This is a genomic window from Pseudomonas sp. MH10 (assembly GCF_034353045.1).
In the GTDB taxonomy this organism is placed as follows: domain Bacteria; phylum Pseudomonadota; class Gammaproteobacteria; order Pseudomonadales; family Pseudomonadaceae; genus Aquipseudomonas.
This window is the reverse complement of the sequence record NZ_CP133783.1, coordinates 5187125-5208988: the sequence shown is the minus strand read 5'-3', so window position 1 is coordinate 5208988 and position 21864 is coordinate 5187125. Positions and strand designations below refer to the sequence as shown.

Sequence of the window (21864 nt, the reverse complement as noted above, 5' to 3'; positions counted from 1 at the left end):
GTCAGGCGCGCAGCGCTCGGGCAGCCAGTCCCACCAAGTCATCGGCGGTACGGCCGTTGGTGGCTTCACCGATGGTGGTGAAGTCCCAACCGGAAGCGGATCGGGTCAGACAGGCCATCACGACACCGGTGTGCTGACCCTTGTCAGAAAGATTGAAGCGAGCCAGCTCATTGCCGTTGTCGGCGTTCACAATCCGGCAGGTGGCGTTTTCGATGCGTTCAAAATTCTGGCCGGTGAATGAATTCACGGTGAACACCAGGTACTTCACAGTGGCTGGCAACTTCTCCAGGTCCACAGCGATGGATTCATCATCGCCATCACCTTCGCCGGTGCGATTGTCGCCTGAGTGTTTGATGGAGCCGTCGTTGGATTGAAGCGCGCGAAACCACACCAGATCGATGGGTTTCTTGTCTCCGTCGAGCACGATGCAGGACGCGTCCAAGTCGATTTCCTGGCTGCCTGCACCTAACAATTTTGAAAAGAAGCCGGTTGGCTTCACCGGATCCCAACCGAGTCCGAGGGTGACCTGCTTAAGGCCGCTGCCTGCGGTTTTCTCAAGAGAGATGGTTTGGTTCTTGGTCAACGTAATTGCCATGCGACGTTCCTTGTTGTGATCACTGCCCATGAGAATCGTTGGCAGGCTCCGGGCATCCGATTAGCAACTGCTCAACTATTTATGCTTTTCAGACAGGAAAATCTGCTCCGAAAATCAAGGAAGCAACTCTCTCAGCGAACGAGGAATAGCGATGCCGGACAAGCACCCTTTCGGCTGTAAGATCGGTCCGCTACTTATGTAGGCAAAAGGATCGACCGCTGTGGGCAGTCTTAGAAGGGGGTATTCGAGGTGTAGATGATGCGGGTCATGGACACCTTTTCCCCGCACCCGTATTGTCGCGACGGCCTTTCTATATCAGAGCACTATGTCCAGAAAATCCTCGTTCCTCGACGATCTACTTTTTATCGCGACCAAGCTTCCGTGGTGGCTCAGCGTGGCTATTGGGGTGGGCGCCTATGGGTACCTCCACTCGCTTTCTTTAGCACCCATTCCGATTTATTCAGATTTAAACCATTTGCAATCGGTGGTTTTCAGCACGCTGTTGAAACCCGTTGCTACGTTCGGCCAATATTTGCTGCCGCTGGTTTTCCTCAGCGGCGCCGCAGCCTCGGTTCTGGGCCGCCGTAAACGACGTAATCTGCTCGCGGCGATGACCATGGCAGGAGGTGAGACTGCGGCCACTATCAGTTGGCAGCAGTTCGAACTGTTAGTGGGTGAGGCGTTGCGGCATCAAGGATTTAGCGTGCTGGAAACCGGCGGGAACGGGCCGGATGGGGGTGTTGATTTGATTGCGCGTAAGGACGGCGAAACGTACCTGGTGCAATGCAAACAGTGGCGTTCATTGCAGGTCGGCATCCCGGTGGTGCGGGAGCTATACGGGGCAATGGCGGCCGAAGGTGCGACCGGCGGAATGGTGATCACCAGCGGTCGATTTACCGGACCTGCCAAGCAATTCGCCTCGGGACGGAACCTGCGGCTGGTGGACGGGGAACTGCTCAATAAATGGATCGCGGCGAGCAAACGAGCTGGACCGAAACCAACGTCGGAAGTGGTTGAGACGCGCAAGGAGCCAGCGGTTGAGGCGCCAGCAGTGGCAACCGCTGTTGCGGTGGTCGAAGAGTTGATTAAACCGGCGGCGCCCGCGTGCCCTCACTGCAAAAAACAGATGGTAATCCGGGTTGCCCGAAGCGGGGCCAATGCCGGGGGCGATTTCTGGGGGTGTTCCGCTTATCCAAAGTGCCGGGGTATTCGGACGATATTTAAGGTGTTGTGATGCCAGATCTCGACCTGTAGGAGAGGCCGCCACGTCTTCGACGCCGCGCTGTCGTGTAGCGAACTGAGTGGCATTTTGTATTTGTTTGAGATTGCAGCGTGTCAGGACTGAAGCCTTCCCGAATGAATTCGGTCCCACAGATTTTGGCGTTGCACAGATTTCTGTACGTCCGAAGGACCTTCGCCAGTTCACGTTGGCTGCAGAGAAACTTGTAACGCCCTCACGTCATTTATTTCGGCAATTCCAGCGCCACCGAGCCTGGATGCGGCGCCACTGCGCTGTAGGGCAGCACTGACCAATCCGGGCCTTCGCACGCGCGCATCACGCGGGCGAACGAGGGGCCGAAGTAGAGCCCTTTGGGTTTAAAGTACCAGGCGGGGAAATCCCAAATATCCGGGTCATTGAAGTCGCAGTTATCTTCGTATTCGGCGTTGGGCGTTTTCATGCCGACGGGTGCGGCGGCTTGCAGTTGGCCGACCAGCCAAGGGGCAAACTGTTTGCTGCGATACTCGGCAAAGGTATCGAAGCTGACGGACGACGCGTCTTGCTCGTTGCTGCTTTGATGGTCTTCGTAGTGGAAGGGGTTGCCATCGCCCACCCAGAGCACATCTTCCAATGACAGCGGCTTACCGGTGGTGGCGTCAAGGTTGAGGGGGGTGTCGCCAAAGTCTGGGTGGGCGCCGCCGCAGTCGTAGCGGGTGAAAACACTGACGCTGACGATGGCAGGCGAGAGTAATTCCGGGGTAACGGTCTGTTGGAAATCGGCGCCAAACCGGCTGCCCTGAAGCAGACAGGCATGATAGCTGACCACCTCGTCCCACAGGCGAGCGCGCAGTTGTTGGTTAATGAGCTTGCCCTGTTGCGGCGGATAGCCTGAGGTGACCTCGAACATCGAGACCTTGGACTCAGGCTCTGTCCACCACTGCAGGGTATAACCCATGAACGTCTGCACCTTGCCCGGTTGAAGAGACATGTCCCGCAAACGCAAATAATCGTAGGGCGACTTTTTAAAAATAGCCTGCCACCCGGGTTCGGCATCGGCCGGCGGCGGCGCAAACTGTTTCTCTGTCAGGACGACCTTAAGGGTTTTGCCCTCAGTGCCGGGAACAGTCCACTGGCCTTGCCAACCGTCTTGAGCAGTTTGATGCAGGTCTATTTCGGGCAGAATTTTTCCGCTGTCGTCGTCCATGCCCTCGGCGAGTGTCAGCTCTTTACCTTCCTGTACGCCGCTGAGGGCCAGGTCTGCGTGGTATTTCTCGTAGAAATACCGACCGCTGATTTCCGCCGGATCGCTAAGGTCCAGCTCTAACACAATAGGCATGTCGCCCACTGCGCCGGTATAGAGATGCAGCGGTTCGCCAGCATGACCAGCAAAAGGTAAGAGACTGCAAAGGACGAATACGGCTCGGGTCAGAGTTGGACTGGCTAAGCGAAACGATCCTTCGCGCATGAGGCGGGCCTTTGGAGATGAGAGGGAAAGTAGACCGATGTTGCTACCGACGCCCCCTCCCCCGCAACCTCAAATCCTGAATTGACGAACCAACCCGCCGAGGCGATTACCCAGTTCGGTCAGGCTTCTTGAGGTCTGAGCGCCACTTTGCGCATCGCCTGCCACAACGTCCGCTGCTTGGGCAATGTGGGTCATGCTGCGACTGACTTCTTCGGCCACGGCGGTCTGTTCTTCCGACGCGCTGGCGATCTGCGCGTTCATGTCGTTGATCGTCTCGATCAATGTGCCGATGGCGTCCAGAGACACTCCGGCCTGGTTTGCCAGCTCGCCGGTGGTTTTGCCGGTTTCACTGGAGCGGCCCATGGCAACCACAGCGTCCAGCGTGCCTTTTTGCAACAGGCCGATCATCTCGTTAATTTCTTGAGTGCTTTTTTGCGTACGGCTGGCCAGCGCGCGAACTTCGTCGGCGACGACAGCGAACCCGCGACCGGCGTCGCCAGCGCGGGCGGCTTCGATGGCCGCGTTCAGCGCCAGCAAGTTGGTCTGTTCGGCAATGGATCGAATCACGTCCACCACGCTGGCAATCGACTGCACGTCGTTGCGCAGGTTATCCAGCGAGGAGCTGCTTTGCCCGATGTCGCTGATCAACGAGTGAATGCTATCGATGCTTTTGCTCACGACGTCTTTCGCTTCGGCGCCCACATCGCTGGTTTTTCTGGCGGCCTGCGAAGCGCCCTGTGCGCTGACGGCGACCTGTTGTGCGGCCGCCGACATTTCATGAATCGCCGTGGCAACCTGATCAGTTTCCTGACGCTGTTGGTCCATGGCCTTCTCTGATCGCTGCGATTGGGCGGACATATCGCCCACCAGCGACATCAATTGTCCGGTCATTTCGGCGATCTGGCGGACGAGGCCATGAACCTTTTCAACAAACATATTGAACGAGTTCGCCAAGGCGCCCAGTTCATCGCTGCCAGTGACCGGCAGCCGACGCGTCAGGTCACCATCACCTGCAGCGATGTCATCAAGGTTCTTCTTGATCGCAAGGACCGGTTTGACGATGCCGTTGCCTATCCACACACCGATGACGGCAACCAGCAGCAACAAGCCTGCGGCAATGGCCAGAATAAATGCGGTGTATGAACCGATCCGACCATGGCGGTCGCTGGCGATCGTTTGCACCTGAACGGCAATGTCATCGAGGTTCACTTGCGTACCAAACACCAGGTCCCATTTGTCCAGGTATACGGTGTAGCCCAGCTTGGGCACCGGCTTGTCGCTGCCCGGCGTCTGCCAGTCATACCGAAAGTAATGGGTGCCGGACTTGCCTGCCTCAACTAACCCACGGATAACATAAACGCCATTGGCGTCCTGACTGTCGACAAAGCTTTTGCCTATATCGAGGTCTTTATCGGCCCAAAACACTCGAACACTTGCCGAGTTATAACCATAGAAGTAACTCTGCTTGTCATATATCAATGTTCGAAGAACTTTTACCGCTTTATCACGGGCTTCTAGGTCGCCAGGGTTCGACGCGTCATAGATCGGTTGAATCGCCGCCATGGCGATTTCCAAGTAGTGCCTGAGTGAAACCTTTCGCTCCTCGATCAGCAGCGAGCGCGTCTGCTCAACCTCCTCGGACGCCAGCTTTTGCAGCACCACGTATGTGATACAGCTGATCACCGCCGCCAGCAGCAGGCTCGGGATGATCGCAAGAAGAATGACTTTACTGCGTAGATTAAGCGCCACGAGGGGATTCGCCTCAGTCAGGAGATAGTGTTTTAAATGATGAATTGTCCCCGCGTTGTAATAAACGCGACAACGCTCAATGCGGTTCTAATAAGTAGGGTAATAGGTGGGAAATGAACAACGGCTCAATCATAAAAGACCCGACAGATAAGTCAATACGTCATCATATAAAGAACGATTAATCGGGCCTAAACACCCACTCTTAGCCAACTTGTTGGCGAGCAGGCTTGATGCGGTCTACCCGGTACACCGCTCCGCCAACAAGTTGGCTACAGATGTGCGCGTCCCGGATTCGGAGGCCGAGTGGCTAGTCGATGGTTAACGCCGCCGAAAGCCGCTCGATCAGCCTGTGGACTTTGGGTAAGGTCTCGCGGCTGCGCGGCCACGCCAGATACAGCGGCAATCCATCGGTGGCCAAATCGGGAAGCACTTCAACCAACTCGCCGTTACGCAATTGTTCTTTTACCAGCCAGGTCGCGAATTGCGCGATGCCGCTGCCTGCCATCACCGCCGAGACCAATGCTTCCGCATTCCCCACGACAATACGGCCGGGGATAGGCCGGGATTGGGTTTTTCCGGCACCGTCGGCAAAAAACCAGGGGCTGCTGCTGCCGTCCGCTTTGCCGTACAGAACGCACGCGTGCTCGGCCAAATCCTCAATAGTCTGAGGCCGACCTCGTTTCTCGAGGTAGGCCGGTGAGGCGCAACGGGTGACCCGCTCGGTCCCCAAGCAACAATGATTCAGCGCTGCGGGCCAAGCGTCGGCCCCCCCGATGCGTACCGAGAGATCAATACGCTCCTCGAGCAAATCGACAAAGCGGTCTGTAAACGAGAGATGCGCTCGCAAGTTTGGGTAGCCCTCGACGAATGCCAATATCAGCGGCATCACGTGCAGCCGTCCGTAAGAAGTGGGCAGGTCAATTCTTAAGTTGCCGGAAGGCTCCGCACGCTGGGCATCCAATTCCGTTTCGGCCTCTTCCAGATCGGCAAGAACCCGGGTGCACACGCTGTAGTAACTTGCTCCGGCCTCCGTCAGCGCCAAACGGCGCGTGGTGCGCTCAAACAATCGCGTGCCAAGCCGCCCCTCTAAGCGGGCTATGCCTTTGCTGACGGCGGAGTTACTGAGGTTCAGACGTTCGGCGGCGGCAGTAAAACTGCCCGCGTTGGCGACCCCGACGAACATGGCAATGCCTTTTAGGCGTTCAGTTGTGGACATAACGGTCGGGAATCATTAGTGAAATAGATTCCACAGTGTACGGAAAAATGACCAGCGATAAGAATTTTATTCTTCAATAGGCTGTCAGCTCTTAATAAGCTGAGTGTGTGGCATGTCTTCCTTGGATTCGACCGTATCTCCCACCGCCTTGGACACCACGCGCACAGGCAGTGGTTTGGCAATTCTCATCCTGGCGCTGGCCGGGTTCGTCATTGTAACCACCGAATTTTTGATTATCGGTTTGCTGCCGGCACTGGCCCGCGACCTGCACATTTCAATTTCCAATGCGGGGTTGCTAGTGACGCTGTTCGCATTCACCGTGATGCTCTGCGGACCACCCCTGACGGCCATGCTGTCGCACTTGGACCGCAAGCGCATGTTTGTGGCGATTCTGCTCATATTCGCCGCTTCCAGTGCATTGGCTGCGCTTTCCAGCAACATTTGGGTACTGGCCTTGGCGCGGTTTATCCCGGCCTTGGCGCTTCCGGTGTTTTGGGGTACGGCCAGTGAAACCGCTAGCATGATGGCGGGCCCAGAGCACGCCGGGCGCGCGGTATCACGCATCTACTTGGGTATTTCCGCCGCAATGTTATTCGGCATTCCACTGGGCACGCTGTTTTCCGAAGCGGTCGGCTGGCGGGGGGCGTTCTGGGGCCTGGCCGTGCTTTCACTGGTGATGGCGGTGTTGTTGTGGGCGTACATGCCGAAAACGGCACCGACGCAAAAAGTTCGGCTTGCGGAACAGGCCAAGATTCTGGCCGACCCGACCTTCATCGCCCATCTGCTGCTGTCGATCCTGTTGTTTACCTCGATGTTCACCGCCTACACGTACTTGGCCGACACCTTGGAACGCGTTGCTGGCGTCGCGTCGGCGCAGGTCGGCTGGTGGCTGATGGGTTTCGGCGCGGTGGGATTGATTGGCAATTGGCTGGGTGGGCGTTTCGTTGATCGCAGCCCACTGGGTTCGACCTTGGTGTTTGCGCTGTTGTTGGGCTTGGGCATGAGCGCAACCGTTCCGGCGGCGGGCTCTCTACCCTTGCTCGGCGTGGTGTTGCTGGTGTGGGGCATTGCCCATACGGCGCTGTTTCCCATTTGTCAGATTCGGGTGATGAAAGCGGCGCCGCAGGCCCAGGCATTGGCGGGCACACTGAACGTTTCAGCCGCCAACGCGGGTATCGGCCTTGGTTCGATCATCGGCGGGTTCACCATCGAGCAGTGGGGGCTGGGGACCATCGGTTATGTGGCAACGGTCGTTGCTGTGCTGGCACTTGTTATGGTTTTGGTCACGTCGCGGCTGAGTAAGTCCACTAGCCGTTAATCCGCGACGATTGCCCAGCGATCTACGACGCACGTATTTTTTTCAATAATGGCAAATGGCTCTTCCCACCCAGTGACGGGCAGGCCACACTTGGCGGTGTTCTGAGGGGAGGCCGAGGCTTTCAGACCGCAAGGGCAGAAAACTCGGTGAAAGAGAGCGATGAAAAAACAAACAGGAAAAGGACTTTCCTTCGTTAAGCGCATGTACTTGCCGCGCGGCTTAGGGCTGGGTCTGGGCTTTTTGAGTGTGGCCGCTGCGCTGGATCCCTTGCAGCCTGCAACGTGGGTGTGGGCGCTGTTGCTGTTTCATGCCTTCGGCGGCGCGCACGTGCAGTTTCAGCTGGCACGCTTGTCGTCATACCCCTACTGGGCCGAACGCCGCAACCTCATGTTCGATTCGATCATGGGCGGCTTCTGGGCGGGTGCTGTCGGTCTCAATCCGCTACCCGCTTTCGCCGTACTCGGCATGATGTCCATGAATAATATCTCGTCAGGCGGTCCAAGGTTTTTCTGGCGCGGATGCCTTGCACAGTTGGTCGGTGTTTTGATTGCGGTGGCTATCTTTTCGCCCACGCTCGTCACGACCAGTACCCCGCTGCAACTCTATGCCTCACTGCCGCTGCTGCTGATCTACCCCCTGTCCGTTGGACTGGCGTGTTATGAATTAGCGGTTAAGTTATCCGAGCATAAAAACCGGCTTGGAATACTCAGCCGCACCGACAGCCTGACCGGGCTGTTCAATCATGGCGCCTGGAAAGACCTGTTGCAGATCGAGTACGGCACCTGCCAAGCGTTAAACCGTTCGACCACCATCGCGCTGATAGATATCGATCACTTCAAAGCCATCAATGACACCCACGGCCATATCGTTGGCGACAACGTGCTGAAACAGCTGGGTAGCGAACTGATTAAAAACCTGCGCGACACTGACCTTGCCGGGCGTTATGGCGGCGACGAGTTCTGCGTCATTCTGCCCAACACGTCCCTTAGCCAAGCCGCAGAAATCCTCGAACGCTTGCGCCAGACCGTCAACCACCAGCGCGACCCCGCGATACCCAGCCTGACCATGAGCCTGAGTATCGGAATCGCCGCTTACAAACCCCATTTCAACGGCGCCGGCATGTGGCTTAACGAAGCCGATAAAGCCCTGTACGCCGCGAAAAGCACAGGGCGTAACAAGATCAACTCTGCGCCGGTTGAATCGACAGTGTTTGCTTGCACCCTTGGCGCTGAAATAGGTTAATGCCGCCCCCTCATCAAGAAATCGGCCAAGCTGGGAAGGCCGTTTCGAAAGTTCGAGCCCATGGCTTTGAAGATAATTCGGCGAAGGATGTCTTTTAGGGTTTCAGGGGGAGCCGAAGCCGACTGTTTGGAGGCGCCCGTTTTGCCTTTAGCTTTTCTGCCTAGATCTAAAAGCGCGTCTACGACCTGAGCCTTACCGTTCTTGAATTTATACGTTTCCTTGGAAGCGTGCACACTATAGTTTTTATCCACATAAGTATGCGTCGCAAATCTAGCACCCAAAGGCGACTCATCGCCCTTGGCTGAAAACTTGTTGATGACTTTTTCCATAAACTCAAAATCGTGGTGATTCATCACGCTGTAATCTTTATTCATCGCGAACTTTATAAATCCTTGATCCAACTCCGTCGTTTTTATAGCGTCACTGGCTAACACGCGCTTGATCGTCGCCGTGTCTTTGTCGGTAAACCTGTAGGACAACATGTGGCCTTTGCTATCGAGGTCTTGACCGTTATTAAGTGGACTTAAAAACCTAGCACTTGCCCGGTAGTTCGCCAGCCCATAACCTAATACATCGACATAAGCTAAATCGGCGCCTTGTTCTTCAGCAAACTTATAAATCTTACTTAGAACAACTCTATCTCCTTGTGTTAGAAAATTAACGGCAGGCTCCGAGCTTGATTGGAGCGCACTCGGGTGTAGAATTTTTGAAGGAAGCCGGTAACTCGGATTGTCACTGTGAAATAATCGCTGTCTCATGTGAGCTTCGCCACTAATTGTGACGGTAGATTTCTGAAAGATGTTTGGAATTGAATCCGGATCGTGCTTTAGATCTGAAGTTTTGACACGGCCATAGGATGCGTAAGTTAAAGGGGATACATTGGCTTCCGTAACTCTCATGATTTTTCCTCCCAAGGTTAACCCCCGAATGACTTAAGTCACCCGGGAGCCTCATCTATTAATACGTTAAGTTAAACCTAACGGTATTTTGACCCGCAGGCACGCTAAAGCGGGCACCACCCGTAGTTCTGTGTTTTATGACCACCACTGAAGCAAACCGAAATGGAATGCTGAAACTAGCCGTACCATTTGAGTTTGGAGCAGCCGGCTTGCAATTTTCTGGATACCCAGGACTCCGCAGGCAAATCTCCACCGATTCACCCGTACTGTTCGGATACCACGTGGTGTTCCAATCAACATTTGTAAGCGCAGCGCTCATCAGCGCTCCCCTCGGATACGAGATACCAATAAACGAGTGAGCAGAAGTTCCCACATGTCCATCCCGAAGTATCCGGGCAGGCGCCATTGATTTGGTCACTGAGAACTCAGCAGCCACCCCCGCCACCGACACAAACAACAAAACTGCAGGCAATAGTTTCCTCATAGCGAATACTCACTTTTGAAATTATTTTTAGATTCAATATTCTATGTTGCTATACACAACCGCTGTTGTTATCGTTCATTCCCACTATATCGTCCTCACTTTAATAAACTCAATAGTGACTATCCGTTCGGATAAAACCGGGGAATAATCCGAAGACTTCCACACCGTCTGAAGTTGCCTTTCCAATAGACACATCAACCCGCCGGGCTTGTTTGTCGGGGGTGCGTCGGTAGTTGACGAAGTGTTGGCCGTTGTCTTCGCCGAGGGCGTCTGGGGGGACCACGATGGCGGCGGGGTTTTGGTAGGTGATGATCGACAGCCGGGCACTCATGCCCAAGCGGATACGCTGTTGCTGGGGTGCGGTCAGGGTGGGCAAGGCGACGGCGAGCTCGTAGGAGGCGCCGCTGCCTTGCATCTCGGACTGCAACACTTGTGACCCGAGCGACGTAATCGTGCCGTTGAGCAGGATGCCACCAAAACCGTCTCCAACGATGTCCACTGGCAGGCCCTTGCGCAGTTGATTGATGTCGCCCTCATCGACCTTGGCCACCACGTTCAACTGTTCCAGGTTGGCCAGTGCGAACAGCGGCTGGCCTGGACTCACGCGGGCGCCTTGTTGCACGGGGCGCGCGTTGGTTTCAGCGTCGTTGCCGGGTAAGCGGACGATGATCCCGGCAAACGGGGCGCTGACATCCCGCAGGGCTTCCATCGCCAGCAATGCCTGGTATTTGGCCGTTGCATTGGCCAGTTGCATGTCGGCGATCTGTCGATTCTCACCCAGTGCTTTTGCGCTGACGCCCTTGAGTTCACCCTGTGCGGCTTGCAAGTCCAGGCGTTGCGTCTGCGCTTGCTGGTCCAGGGCGTCGACTTCCATGCGCGGCACTATTCCGCGATCCAGCAACACGTGGGTTTCTTTGAGTTTGCGTTCGGTGTCATTCAGGCTCAGTTGACTGGTACTCACCGCCCGTCGGGCTCGGGCCATGTCTTGACCGTGAGTCCACTCCTGCAAATCCTGTACGGCTCGCCGGGCTTTGAGCTGCTCTGACAGTGCGTCTCGCAATTGGATTTGCAACAGCGTGGTGTCGAGGCGCAGCAGCACCTGACCCCGCTCGACACGCTGCCCCTCGACGACATTTTTCTCTGCCACGGTGCCGTCGAACGGGGCGGTGAGTGTCACCAGCGATCCGGGTTCTATGCGCCCGACCACGCCAATTCTGTGCACCAAGGGCGCGTTTGCAACGGGCAGCCACTGCCCGGTGTTAGCCGTCGCGGGTTGCGCACTGATGTACACAAACAGGCCGACGGCACTGATGAGCACACTGCCGACCAGCCCTGCGATTTTCAGCGACCGATAGCGGTTAAGGGGTCGATCAATCATTGAGGGCTATCTCCCAGCTGTGCAACGTCATGCCCATACTCTCGTCGAGCTGGGTTTGGGCGTTGAGGTAAGCAATTTGCGCGTTAAGGGTGGCGTTCTCGGCGTGGCGCAAATCCTGCTCGAAACTGAGGACTTGAAAGTTGCTGGAGCGGCCGATTTTCAGTTTGTCGCGCTCGATGTCCAGCTTGCGTTGCGAGAGGTCTCGAACCCGCTGGGCAATTTCGTATTGCCGCCAGCGGGTGCTCATGTCGCGTAACCGATTGCTGACGTTCTGCTCCAGCGACAGCCGCGCCTCGGTCTGTTGGATAACGTGAACCTGGGCCGCGACTTGCGCACTGAGCGCGTTTTTTCGGGCACTCATGTCTCCGATTGGCACGCTCAATTGAATCCCGGCGTAGCTGTCCCACGCCCGGCCCGCGTGGTGTTGCTCAGCACCCGGGCGACTGTGCGACTGGCTCGCGCCAGCGACCAGCGAAACGTCCCAGAGCCGGGCGTTCTGGGCGACACGCAAGTGGATCTCGGCTTTCTCCCCCGCAATCAGCAGCTGCAAATACGCCGGTTGTTGGGCCAGTGCCACACGCAGCGCCTGCTGTCGGTCTATCTCCACAGCCTCGACCTTGAGCACTTCACTGGCGTTGAGCCGAGTGCCCGGGTCCAGTGCCAATAAGTGCAATAAGGCCACCCGGCTCTGATCCAGTTGATTCGCGGTTTCTTCGACACTCAACTCTTGGCTGGCCACGTCCGCCTCGGTTTGCACGCTTTCAAATTCGGCCATTTGCCCGGCCGCAATCAGCGCCATGTTCATGTCGAGTAATTGTCGAGAACGGGCCAAGGCGGTTTGGGCAATTCGCTGCTGTTCCTGCGCCTTGAGCAATTCACGATAAGCCGAGACGATCTCGGTGACGGTTTTCGATACCGTCGACCTAAGCGCTAGTTGATTCTGCCGCTCGCTCAAGCTCGCCAAGCGCGTAGGGGCGTTGACTATCTCGCGGCCCGCGCCTTTTAGCAGCGGTTGAACCACTTCAAAGTCCAGGCCGTTATTGCGTTTGCGGCCGCCTTGATCGGCCTGGTTAAGCTGCTGAACCCACGACAGAGTGAACCGCGTTCCCCACTCATTGAGCAGGGTCGCCTCGGGTTTCAGGCTGTGATCACGCTGGCGATCAGCATGGCCACGATTGCCTTGGTGCTTGCTGGTGATGATCACCTTTGGCGAAAAAACGTCTTGCGCCACCCGCAGCTCGAATTTTTGAACAATGCGCTGCAAGTAAGCACTGCGGATGCTGCGGTTATCGCGCAAGCCCAGATAAACCGCATCCGCCAGCGTCAGCTCCACCGTCGATGCCGATACGGATGCCGCGCTCACGAACGCTATGCTCGGCTGGGCAGGTCGCGCCTGCGTCGACCCGCCCACGCTGTCGACGCCCAGCAACGCCGCCAGCGGTACAGCATGCGCTAACGCAGCGGGAATCCACTGGCGTTTGCGCCGTGTAACGACGCAGGCCTTGAACCGCTCTCGCAGCGCAGCCCCATGGAACGTTACGCCAGTCATTTGCAGATTTTCATCCACGCGTTCCGAGGCTCGCCAACAGGCTTTCCGGCGTTTGCTCGGTAAAGATCACACTCAGCGGCTTGCTCAGTTTCAACGGACCGTAGAGCTTTTCCTCTCGGTCCAGATAGCCCTGTTGAACATCGCGGTAACCGTCCTGATAAATGCTCTGTTCTATGGGCATCAACGCGTCGAAGTGTTCGAGCAGGCCTCGAAACACCAACCGTCTTTCAACTGTGTGGTAGGTGGTGGCAATCAGCTTGATGAAATACAGACTGTCCAGCGACCGAAGCGCTTCATTGGCCGCGTAACGTTCTGCCAGGTTGGAGCGACCGGAGTCGTCATAGACCACGCAGCACAACGCCTGCCTCGACAAGCCCACGAAAGGGTTCTCAGCGAACGCCCGACGGTGATGTCGGGCCAGCGCAAACTCAACCGCTTGTTCGGTCTGCGTCCGGGGCGTTGCGGGGTCCGTTTCGGGCAGACCCTGAAGATAGGGGGCTTGCCGTCCTTGCTCGGCCACTTGGGTCGAGAACGCTGCAAACAACCCAGCAGGGCCGACCAGATAAGTGTTCAATTTGAGCCGTTCTTTTTTTGACAGCAGTGCTTGCTCTGCGGCCAATTGCGAATAGCTCAGCGCCTCGCCTACTTCGGTAGTGCAGGGATTAGCCTGCGGGTGAGCGGCAACGGATGCATCGGTAGCGAACATGGAAACAGTCACGTGATTTACTCCACTTTTTATTAACAAAGACGTCCTGGTCTTGTGTTTCGATTATTCATCCCGCAGCGCTACGACCGGCGACAACCGGGACGCTGAAATCGCCGGGTACAGACCAAAAAACAAACCAGTACAAAGAGAGCTGCCGATGCCAAGTGGCAACGACAACAGCGAAAGGCTGAATTGCCAGCCTGAAAACAGGGTAAAAACGTAGGCCGCCATCACGCCCAGCACAGCACCGAGCACTGCACCGACAACTGAAAGCGTGGTTGCTTCAAGCAGGAACAGCGTGCGGATATCCCGTGGTCGGGCCCCCAACGCCATGCGCACGCCGATCTCGCGCCGCCGCTCGGTAACGTTCATCAGCATCACATTCATGACCCCGACCCCGCCCACCAACAACGAGATACTCCCCAGCCCCGCCAGCAACCAGGCGAAAGTGTCGGCCTGGCGCCGAAGCCCTTCCAACAGTTGTTGCGCAACCTGCACGTCCACCTCACGGCCATCGAGCTGCGCGCTCAACAGGATTTTTAGCGACTGGGCCGTTGTGTCTAAATCGATGTCCGGCTTGATCTTGGCCGCGACGTTACCTATCTCGGCAGAGGGCCTGATGCGCGGCATGCCTTCGATGGGGATGAAAATCGATTCGTCGGGCATGACGGGCATCAGTGGATTGGCGGTTTGGCTGCGCGCAATGCCGATGACTTGATACAGGTAATGATCAATTTGCAGCGCGTCTCCGAGCTGTAAGGGTTTGCCATGGACACGCAAATCTTCGGCAATCCGAGCCCCCACCACGACAAACGTGCCGCGTTGATCGAAGGCTGAAATGAAACGCCCAACCTGCAACTCCAACCCCAGAATTTCAGCCAACCCAGCGCTGGTCCCGACCAGGCTCGCATCGGAATGCGCCCCGTCGCGCTTGATGCTCACCGAGTACTGGGTGATCGGTGCTACTTGGGAAATGCCGGCCAGCTCTCGACGAATCCGCTGGGTATCGAGGGTCAGCGGCAGTGGGGGCTTCTTTTGCGCAGAGAAAGGGAAGCTGACGACCAGCGTGTCGGTGCCCATGTCCTTGAAGGTGCGCAGGGCGTCTTCGGCGGCATTGCGGCCGATGTTAAGCAACGCGATAACCGAAGCGCTGCCCACAACAATCCCCAGCAAAGCTAACAACGACCGACGCCCGAGGGCGCGCAAACTGTCGATCGACTCGGCGAATGCCTGTAACCGGCAGGCCGAGGGCCGCGCTTCAAGGTTGACCATGGGCACCCTCCTCGTGCAGCTCGCCGTCGATCACTTGAATCCTTCGGTCGAACTGTTTGGCCAGCTCGACATCGTGGGTCACCATCACCAGCGTCACCCCGTGCTCGCGATTGAGCCCCAGCAGCAAGGCCATGATGTCTTTCGCGGTTTGGCTGTCCAGATTGCCAGTGGGCTCATCGGCCAGCACCAATGCTGGACGCCCCACCAACGCGCGGGCAATTGCAACTCGCTGACGCTGCCCCCCCGACAGGTCTGCGGGTTTGCAGTGCGCTCGATCAGCAAGACCGACCAAGGCCAATTGCTCCAGCGCCAATCGTCGGGCTTGACGACGTGACACACCGCGATAGCTCAACGGCAACGCGACGTTATCGACGACGCTGAGCCGGGGCAGCAAATTGAAAGACTGGAACACAAAGCCGATCTCGCGATTTCGCAGATGGGCCAATTGATCGGCATCGGCGTTCTGGACGCTGTGCCCTTTGAAGGTCAACGCGCCGCCCGTGGGTTTTTCGAGCAGTCCCAGCATATTAAGCAGTGTACTTTTACCGGATCCAGACGCACCCACAAGGGCACACGTGTGCCCGCGCCTTATAACAAGATTCACGTCAATTAATATAGGAATAACGTTCTTCCCCCGCCGATAACAGTGACTTACGCCAAGTAGCGACAGTAACTCAGGTGCCTCTTTTCGAGCGAAATTCTGCATTGCCGCACTCTGCGAACTCATCAACACACGCCTGCCCGCTTGCTAAAAGTTAACGATAAACAATTGAACTTACAATCGAGGAACGCCCATCAAAACCGAGCCTTTCATGGCACTGAATAACATGACATATCGATAATATGACCAACGCGACTTCTGGCACAATCCTACAGATGTAGGGGGTATTAACCTCAACGCGATTTCTTTTTGAGCATGTGTTGCGCCATGAGTGCGGCGCGGGTTTTAACGCCATTCTTCTTTAGCAGCGACGACACATGGTCGCGGGCCGTATAGTCGCTGATACTGAGGGCTTCAGCGATCTGCTTGTTTGTTTTTCCGCACAACAAAAGTGCCAGAACATCGCGTTCTCTCCGTGTTACCCGCATAGATTTAACCTTATTATTATCGACGGCCTACTTCCGTGTAGGAATTTTCTTACATGCTGTCTATTCAGCGCTCAAACAGTAAGTCGGCAACCACCTCATTTTATTTAGGCGAATTTATTAAGAAAATATTCATGGGTCGTCAACGCGGTTGAATACGTGAGCGCACACCGCTGCGACAGGAGATTTATGTCAGACGAACACGCCTTTCGCTAAAGAAACTTCCTACAATGAAAACAGCTTAACTTTGTAGGCATTCGCGAAGAAGCCCACGGAACAACCCACCCTACCCCGTCTTTTATGGACAACCTATTGCACAGCACAGGGAAACGGCCTTTCACCACTAGTTGTATAGACAGGCGGCACAATAACTTTGGCGAATGAGAATTACAATCATCCGTTACAAATAATACGACAATAAAAAACACGTATAGCGTCAGGAGCAGACCCGCAGGCTGTCGAGACTATTGGGTCAACAAACCTGCGAACTGCTTTGGGGTGTGTCAGGGCTGCGCTTGCTTGAAGGCGACTTCAGCGCGCTTGCCTATTTCTTCGGGCGTTAGATCTTCCTTGTGGGTCGCGATGAACCACAAATGACCGAACGGATCTCTCAGAGTGCCGGAGCGGTCACCGTAGAATTGGTCCTGAACTTCCCTCGACACCTTTGCCCCCGCGTCGATGGCCCGTTTGAATTGCGCATCCACGTCCGTTACATATAAGTGCATGCCAAACGAAGTGACACCGTTCGGGTCGGCGCTGCTGAACCCGCCTTGGTCGCAGGGATCGCAGAGCATGAGTCTGGAGTCGCCAATCTGTAGTTCGGCGTGGCCCACCCTGCCGTCCGGGCCGCTGAGACGAAAATTCTCGACGGCGCCAAACGCTTTTTTGTAGAACTCGATGGCCTTGGCAGCGTCTTTGACGCCCATGTACACGGTCAGGCTATGAAAACCCTCCGGTATTGCCTTGACGCTCATAAGTATTCTCCTTGTGTGACGCTAATGACGGGCGACCCGCTGAACGCCTCGCCGTGCTAGCCCGCCTGTTGTTGCAGGTTCAGCGTGCGCACAGGCCTGATTTCAACGCTGCCGACCCTTGCAGCCGGGATATTCGCCGCGATCTGCAAGGCATCGTTCAAATCACGGGCCTCAACCAGGTAGAAACCCGCCAGTTGCTCTTTGGTCTCTGCGAACGGGCCGTCGGTGATTGACACCTTGCCGTTGCGCATCCGCACCGTGGTAGCGGTTTCCACCGACTCCAAAGGTTCAGCGGCCAACATCCGCCCGCTTTTTTCCACTGACTGCGCATACGCCAAGCACTCGTCGTCCCGAGGACTGTCCGGATGGGCGTGCAGGGTGTGTTCGGTGCCGTAGATCAAGCACAGGTACTTCATGACGACCTCCATCGAAGGTGTTCAATGTTTTGCCTACGGGAATAGTCGTTTCAAACTGCCAGAAATCGACTGCACTTGAGGCGGTATTTAAGATTCTGACCGGTGGTGAGCGTGTAAGAGCATCGCGGGCAAGCGCGCTCTTACAGAGGTTTTGATCGGCTTTTGGATGTCGTCTGCCTTACTCAGCATCCAATTCACGCAGGCAGCGTTCGAGGAATTGCCGGTCCACGCGCTGTTGCGACAGTTCGAGGGCTTGGAGGTAGGCCGCACGGGCTTCTTGGACGCGGCCCAGGCGTCGACATAAATCCGCCTTCGCCGACCACGCCAAGGGGTAATTCTGCAGATCTGCGGCGCCTAACAGCTCTTCGACCAGTTTCAACCCGACACCCGGCCCGTGAAGCATCGCCATTGCTACCGCTCGATTAAGCGCCACCACGGGAGAGCCTGCCAGACGAGCCAGCACGTCATAAAGGCCGACAATTTGTAGCCAATCCGTCTCGGCGGCGCTAACCGCTTGGGCATGGACGGCGGCAATGGCGGCTTGCACGCTGTAGGCGCCAAAGCGGCCCGAGCGCAGCGCATGTTCGACCAACGCTTCGCCTTCGCTGATCATCTGACGGTCCCACAGGCTGCGATCCTGTTGATCGAGCAACACCGGTTCACCGCTGCTGGATAAACGTGCCGGGCGCCGCGACTCGATCAACAACATTAACGCCAATAACCCCACGACTTCGGCTTCGGGTAGCAAATCGGCCAATAAACGCCCCAGACGCAGGGCTTCGCTGGACAAGTCACTGCGCGTTAATGCCTCTCCGGCGGTTGCGAAATAGCCTTCGTTGAACACCAGATACACCACGCGCAAGACCGTATCCAGGCGCTCAGGCAATTGGGCGAGAGACGGCACTTCGTAGGGAATATGGGCGTCGCGAATCTTGCCCTTGGCGCGCACGATGCGCTGCGCCACGGTGGACGGCGTGATCAAAAACGCCCGGGCAATGTCTTCCGTGGAGAGGCCGCAGACCTCGCGCAAGGTCAAGGCCACTTGGGCATCGGCGGTCAACGCCGGGTGACAACAGATGAAGATCAAACGCAGCCGGTCGTCGCTGATACTCTCCTGATCAGCCAGATCGTTCTGCATCCGGTCCTCCAGCAGAATGGCCAATTCTGTCAGCGAGGCATTGAAGCGCGCTCGACGTCGCAGGCTGTCGATGGCTTTGAAGCGCCCGACTGAAATCAACCAGGCCCGAGGGCGTTCAGGTATTCCGGCCTGCGGCCATTTTTCGACGGCGGCAATAAACGCGTCCTGCAACGCCTCTTCGGCCAGTTCGAAATCGCCCAACAAGCGGATCAGCGTAGCGAATACCCGGCGTGATTCCAGCCGATAAATCGTTTCGACTTCATGATGAACTGACAGGCCGTTTTTATTACTCATGCCGTCACCTCGTACCTTGTTCGAGCAACAAGCATAGCGCCGTAACCCAGCCCTTCGTTTAGCGAGCCGACCGGGCGACCACGCCATCAACCTCCATGGCGCGACGCAGGCCAAAAAAAGCAGCGGTGGCTAAACCGACAGCGCCCATGACCGCGCAGTAGCCGACACACACCCAAGGGCTCCACGGCATCAGTGCAATCAACATCAACGGTGTGGTGCTGGCCCACAACGCATAGGCGATGTTGTAAGTGAATGAAATACCCGAGACCCGGATTTGCGCCGGGAACAGCCCGACCATCACGGAGGGCACTACGCCGACGATGCCGCAAGCCAAACCCGCGATGGCATAGGCCAGGCCTGGGGAAAGCCAGTCACCTATCAGGCTGGCATACAACACGCCAACGCCCAACGGCAGCAACAGGCTGTAGACGATAACGCCGCGCCAGGCGCCCAGCCGGTCCACCACCCAACCGGCCAGCACACAACCGATGTTGAGGAACACGATGCCCACGGCACTTAACGCAAAGGTGTGGCTGGCCGTCATGCCAAAACGTTGTTGCATCACAGTGGGAGTAATTACCACCAACACCACCACCGCCGAGGTGAGCACGCAGGTCAGCAAAACCGCCGGCAACAGCGCTTGTCGGTGGTCGCGCAGCACCGCGCGCAAGGGGAATTCTCCCAACGCTTCACGCTGGGCCTGCAACGCCATGAACACCGGGGTCTCGCTCAACCAACGGCGCAACCAGACGCCAACCACCCCAAATACGCCGCCCAACAAGAACGGAATCCGCCACGCAAAATCGAGGATGTCCGCCGGGCTGTAAACCCGCGCCAGCCAGGTCGCCACCAACGCGCCCAATAGGTACCCGAAGGTCAAGCCCGCTTGCAGCACCCCCAGCGCATACCCGCGATGGCCGGCCGGTGCGTGTTCAGCCACGAATACCCAGGCGCTCGGCACTTCGCCACCCACTGCAGCCCCTTGCAGGATGCGAAACGCCAGCAAAATCAGCGGCGCCCAGTAGCCGATTTGGGCGTAGGTCGGCATGAGCCCAATCAGCAGGCATGGCAACGCCATCAACAGAATGCTCAAGCTGAATACCCGCTTACGGCCCAACCGATCAGCGAAGTGCGCCATCAGGATGCCGCCCAATGGTCGCGCCAGATAACCGGTGACGAAGATTCCGAAACTTTGCAGCAGGCGCAGCCACTGTGGCATTTCTGGGGGAAAAAACAGCTGGCTCAGGGTGAGTGCGAAGAACACAAAAATGATGAAGTCATAGATTTCCAACGCGCCGCCCAGCGCCGCCAGGCCCAGGGTTTTGTAGTCAGCCCTGGACAGCGACTGGGTGCGAGGTTGCTGAATGGCAGTCATGAAAAATCCGAAACGAGGTGCTTGAACCTGTCACGGGGCAGTGATCGCCCGGACGCAGACGCCAAGCATAGCAAAGCGCACCCGGCGCCGAGCAAGCAACGGCTGAACCAACAGCTGCGCAGGCGAGTCTGCTGGTTACACCCTAAGCTGACTGCTTGAAGTTGCACATCAGCCCACCGACCTCCGAGCCGCCCTACATGAGTCCTTCATCTCTACTGCGTAGCCGTGGCAGTCACGACAGTGGCAAGGTCGGCATGATTGAATTGTTTTTCGATCTGGTATTTGTTTTTGCCGTCACCCAACTGTCCCACTCGCTGCTCGCCAACCTCACAGTGCAAGGCGCGCTGCAGGTGACGATGCTGCTTCTGGCGGTGTGGTGGGTGTGGATTTTTACCTCGTGGATCACCAACTGGCTCGACCCGGAACGCATCCCCGTGCGCCTGGCGCTGTTCGCCTTGATGTTGGCCGGGTTGCTGTTGTCGGTGTCGATACCCAATGCATTTACTGATCGCGGACCGATGTTTGCCTTCGCCTACGTCGCTATGCAGGTGGGGCGAACCTCCTTCGCGATCTGGGCAGTGCGTCATGAACCGCTGAACATGACCCGCAATTTTCAACGGATATTGGTGTGGCTGCTGTGCGCCGGGGTGTTCTGGATTGGCGGAGGCCTGCTCGACGATGGCCTGCGCATCGGACTCTGGGGGGTGGCGTTGGTGATCGAGCTGATTTCACCCTCGGTCTATTTCTGGGTGCCTGGGCTGGGGCGTTCGAGCCTGGATGACTGGAACATCGAAGGCAATCACATGGCCGAACGCTGCGCATTGTTCGTGATCATTGCGTTGGGTGAGTCGCTGCTGGTCACGGGTGCTACCTTTGGTCAACTGGAGCTGACACTGAGTACGGTGATCGCGTTTCTGGTCGCGGTGCTCGGCAGTGTCGCCATGTGGTGGGTGTATTTCGACAGCGGCGCTGAGCGCGCCCTCCATCGCATCGCTAACTCCGAGGACCCCGGCCGCGAAGCGCGTGTGGCGTACACCTACCTGCACGCGTTAATCATTGCCGGAATCATCGCCAGCGCGGTGGCCGATGAATTGGTGCTGATGCACACCGACCACGCCACCGGCCCCGGCATCAGCGCCATCCTTGCCGGGCCGGCGCTTTACCTGCTGGGTACGGCGCTGTTCAAGATGGTCACCGCCTCGCGAATCATCCTTCCGCTGTCGCATTTGATCGGCTTATTGCTGCTGGTAGTCCTTGCGCCGTTTGCATTCGCCCAGTGGTTATCAGCGCTGGCACTGGGCTCGCTGACCACCGGTATTTTGCTCATCGTGGCGACGTGGGAAAGCGTGGCATTGCGAAAAGTGGCGCAGGAAAACACCACCCATGCATTGGGTCAGGAACTCCCTAAATAATCCACAGCGCCCGATATCAGGTACGCGGATATCAGGAAGCGCGCGTTTACGGGGCATCAATGGCGACATCTATTTCC

General features: G+C 57.0%; 18 protein-coding genes and 2 pseudogenes. 4 read left to right on the top strand and 16 right to left on the bottom strand.

The window, feature by feature from the left end:
- Nucleotide 1: 1 nt before the first annotated feature.
- Nucleotides 2–595, bottom strand: a complete 594-nt coding sequence (locus tag RHM59_RS23530) for a TerD family protein (protein WP_322165680.1) — start codon at nucleotides 593–595, stop codon at nucleotides 2–4.
- 325 nt (nucleotides 596–920) lie between these two features.
- Between RHM59_RS23530 and RHM59_RS23525 the strand changes: the two genes are divergently transcribed.
- Nucleotides 921–1829 carry a restriction endonuclease gene (locus RHM59_RS23525; protein WP_322285528.1) on the top strand — a complete coding sequence of 303 codons (909 nt, stop codon included), beginning with the start codon at nucleotides 921–923 and terminating at the stop codon, nucleotides 1827–1829.
- Between the two features lie 229 nt (nucleotides 1830–2058).
- Here RHM59_RS23525 and RHM59_RS23520 read toward each other — a convergent pair whose 3' ends face one another.
- The 4 genes and pseudogenes from RHM59_RS23520 to RHM59_RS23510 all read right to left on the bottom strand — a co-directional run bounded on the left by RHM59_RS23520 (nucleotide 2059) and on the right by RHM59_RS23510 (nucleotide 6244).
- Entirely contained in the window at nucleotides 2059–3150 is a 1092-nt protein-coding gene (locus tag RHM59_RS23520) for a hypothetical protein (protein WP_322285527.1), read from the bottom strand.
- A 198-nt stretch (nucleotides 3151–3348) separates the two neighbouring features.
- Nucleotides 3349–4053: a methyl-accepting chemotaxis protein gene (locus tag RHM59_RS25615; RefSeq protein ID WP_416195109.1), complete on the bottom strand. Its 705-nt coding sequence runs from the start codon at nucleotides 4051–4053 to the stop codon at nucleotides 3349–3351.
- 201 nt (nucleotides 4054–4254) lie between these two features.
- A pseudogene (locus RHM59_RS25610) lies at nucleotides 4255–4938 on the bottom strand (cache domain-containing protein); the annotation flags it as partial.
- 397 nt (nucleotides 4939–5335) lie between these two features.
- Nucleotides 5336–6244: a LysR family transcriptional regulator gene (locus tag RHM59_RS23510; protein ID WP_322285525.1), complete on the bottom strand. Its 909-nt coding sequence runs from the start codon at nucleotides 6242–6244 to the stop codon at nucleotides 5336–5338.
- A gap of 112 nt (nucleotides 6245–6356) precedes the next feature.
- Between RHM59_RS23510 and RHM59_RS23505 the strand changes: the two genes are divergently transcribed.
- The gene (locus tag RHM59_RS23505) at nucleotides 6357–7562 is read left to right on the top strand and encodes an MFS transporter (protein WP_322285524.1); all 1206 of its coding nucleotides are present in this window, start codon (nucleotides 6357–6359) and stop codon (nucleotides 7560–7562) included.
- A gap of 159 nt (nucleotides 7563–7721) precedes the next feature.
- Entirely contained in the window at nucleotides 7722–8804 is a 1083-nt protein-coding gene (locus tag RHM59_RS23500) for a diguanylate cyclase (RefSeq protein ID WP_322285523.1), read from the top strand.
- Here RHM59_RS23500 and RHM59_RS23495 read toward each other — a convergent pair.
- The 11 genes and pseudogenes from RHM59_RS23495 to RHM59_RS23445 all read right to left on the bottom strand — a co-directional run bounded on the left by RHM59_RS23495 (nucleotide 8801) and on the right by RHM59_RS23445 (nucleotide 20375).
- A complete protein-coding gene (locus tag RHM59_RS23495) occupies nucleotides 8801–9703 on the bottom strand; it encodes a hypothetical protein (RefSeq protein WP_322165687.1) in 903 nt (300 codons plus the stop codon). The two genes, RHM59_RS23500 and RHM59_RS23495, sit on opposite strands and share 4 nt — an antisense overlap.
- Nucleotides 9704–10296: 593 nt before the next feature.
- Nucleotides 10297–11565 (bottom strand): efflux RND transporter periplasmic adaptor subunit, encoded by a 1269-nt coding sequence (locus RHM59_RS23490; protein WP_322285522.1) that lies wholly within the window; start codon nucleotides 11563–11565, stop codon nucleotides 10297–10299.
- The gene (locus RHM59_RS23485; protein ID WP_322285521.1) at nucleotides 11558–13114 is read right to left on the bottom strand and encodes a TolC family protein; all 1557 of its coding nucleotides are present in this window, start codon (nucleotides 13112–13114) and stop codon (nucleotides 11558–11560) included. Before RHM59_RS23485 ends, RHM59_RS23490 begins: the two co-directional genes overlap by 8 nt.
- Before the next feature lie 10 nt (nucleotides 13115–13124).
- Nucleotides 13125–13832 carry a hypothetical protein gene (locus RHM59_RS23480; protein ID WP_322165690.1) on the bottom strand — a complete coding sequence of 236 codons (708 nt, stop codon included), beginning with the start codon at nucleotides 13830–13832 and terminating at the stop codon, nucleotides 13125–13127.
- A gap of 51 nt (nucleotides 13833–13883) precedes the next feature.
- Nucleotides 13884–15092, bottom strand: coding sequence for an ABC transporter permease (locus RHM59_RS23475; protein WP_322165691.1), 1209 nt, complete (start codon nucleotides 15090–15092; stop codon nucleotides 13884–13886).
- Nucleotides 15079–15798 (bottom strand): ABC transporter ATP-binding protein, encoded by a 720-nt coding sequence (locus RHM59_RS23470; RefSeq protein WP_322286750.1) that lies wholly within the window; start codon nucleotides 15796–15798, stop codon nucleotides 15079–15081. Before RHM59_RS23470 ends, RHM59_RS23475 begins: the two co-directional genes overlap by 14 nt.
- A gap of 156 nt (nucleotides 15799–15954) precedes the next feature.
- Nucleotides 15955–16181, bottom strand: a pseudogene (locus RHM59_RS23465) (LuxR C-terminal-related transcriptional regulator); the annotation flags it as partial.
- 500 nt (nucleotides 16182–16681) lie between these two features.
- Nucleotides 16682–17152 (bottom strand): VOC family protein, encoded by a 471-nt coding sequence (locus RHM59_RS23460; RefSeq protein WP_322165693.1) that lies wholly within the window; start codon nucleotides 17150–17152, stop codon nucleotides 16682–16684.
- 56 nt (nucleotides 17153–17208) lie between these two features.
- Nucleotides 17209–17568 carry a YciI family protein gene (locus RHM59_RS23455; protein ID WP_322285520.1) on the bottom strand — a complete coding sequence of 120 codons (360 nt, stop codon included), beginning with the start codon at nucleotides 17566–17568 and terminating at the stop codon, nucleotides 17209–17211.
- A 178-nt stretch (nucleotides 17569–17746) separates the two neighbouring features.
- The gene (locus RHM59_RS23450) at nucleotides 17747–19000 is read right to left on the bottom strand and encodes an RNA polymerase sigma factor (protein WP_322285519.1); all 1254 of its coding nucleotides are present in this window, start codon (nucleotides 18998–19000) and stop codon (nucleotides 17747–17749) included.
- 58 nt (nucleotides 19001–19058) lie between these two features.
- Nucleotides 19059–20375: an MFS transporter gene (locus RHM59_RS23445; protein WP_322165696.1), complete on the bottom strand. Its 1317-nt coding sequence runs from the start codon at nucleotides 20373–20375 to the stop codon at nucleotides 19059–19061.
- A 197-nt stretch (nucleotides 20376–20572) separates the two neighbouring features.
- Here RHM59_RS23445 and RHM59_RS23440 point away from each other — a divergent pair, with 197 nt between their 5' ends.
- Nucleotides 20573–21787 (top strand): low temperature requirement protein A, encoded by a 1215-nt coding sequence (locus tag RHM59_RS23440; protein ID WP_322185208.1) that lies wholly within the window; start codon nucleotides 20573–20575, stop codon nucleotides 21785–21787.
- The last annotated feature ends 77 nt before the right edge of the window (nucleotides 21788–21864 follow it).

Bases quoted from the DNA above. Each gene is read 5' to 3' on its own strand.
- RHM59_RS23455 (WP_322285520.1), bottom strand. From the start codon at position 17,568: ATGAAGTACCTGTGCTTGATCTACGGCACCGAACACACCCTGCACGCC.
- RHM59_RS23490 (WP_322285522.1), bottom strand. From the start codon at position 11,565: ATGATTGATCGACCCCTTAACCGCTATCGGTCGCTGAAAATCGCAGGG.
- RHM59_RS23505 (WP_322285524.1), top strand. From the start codon at position 6,357: ATGTCTTCCTTGGATTCGACCGTATCTCCCACCGCCTTGGACACCACG.
- RHM59_RS23530 (WP_322165680.1), bottom strand. From the start codon at position 595: ATGGCAATTACGTTGACCAAGAACCAAACCATCTCTCTTGAGAAAACC.
- RHM59_RS23520 (WP_322285527.1), bottom strand. From the start codon at position 3,150: ATGCCTATTGTGTTAGAGCTGGACCTTAGCGATCCGGCGGAAATCAGC.
- RHM59_RS23460 (WP_322165693.1), bottom strand. From the start codon at position 17,152: ATGAGCGTCAAGGCAATACCGGAGGGTTTTCATAGCCTGACCGTGTAC.
- RHM59_RS23470 (WP_322286750.1), bottom strand. From the start codon at position 15,798: ATGCAGAATTTCGCTCGAAAAGAGGCACCTGAGTTACTGTCGCTACTT.
- RHM59_RS23440 (WP_322185208.1), top strand. From the start codon at position 20,573: ATGAGTCCTTCATCTCTACTGCGTAGCCGTGGCAGTCACGACAGTGGC.
- RHM59_RS23525 (WP_322285528.1), top strand. From the start codon at position 921: ATGTCCAGAAAATCCTCGTTCCTCGACGATCTACTTTTTATCGCGACC.
- RHM59_RS23500 (WP_322285523.1), top strand. From the start codon at position 7,722: ATGAAAAAACAAACAGGAAAAGGACTTTCCTTCGTTAAGCGCATGTAC.
- RHM59_RS23475 (WP_322165691.1), bottom strand. From the start codon at position 15,092: ATGGTCAACCTTGAAGCGCGGCCCTCGGCCTGCCGGTTACAGGCATTC.
- RHM59_RS23485 (WP_322285521.1), bottom strand. From the start codon at position 13,114: ATGACTGGCGTAACGTTCCATGGGGCTGCGCTGCGAGAGCGGTTCAAG.
- RHM59_RS23510 (WP_322285525.1), bottom strand. From the start codon at position 6,244: ATGTCCACAACTGAACGCCTAAAAGGCATTGCCATGTTCGTCGGGGTC.
- RHM59_RS23445 (WP_322165696.1), bottom strand. From the start codon at position 20,375: ATGACTGCCATTCAGCAACCTCGCACCCAGTCGCTGTCCAGGGCTGAC.
- RHM59_RS25615 (WP_416195109.1), bottom strand. From the start codon at position 4,053: ATGTCGGCGGCCGCACAACAGGTCGCCGTCAGCGCACAGGGCGCTTCG.
- RHM59_RS23450 (WP_322285519.1), bottom strand. From the start codon at position 19,000: ATGAGTAATAAAAACGGCCTGTCAGTTCATCATGAAGTCGAAACGATT.
- RHM59_RS23495 (WP_322165687.1), bottom strand. From the start codon at position 9,703: ATGAGAGTTACGGAAGCCAATGTATCCCCTTTAACTTACGCATCCTAT.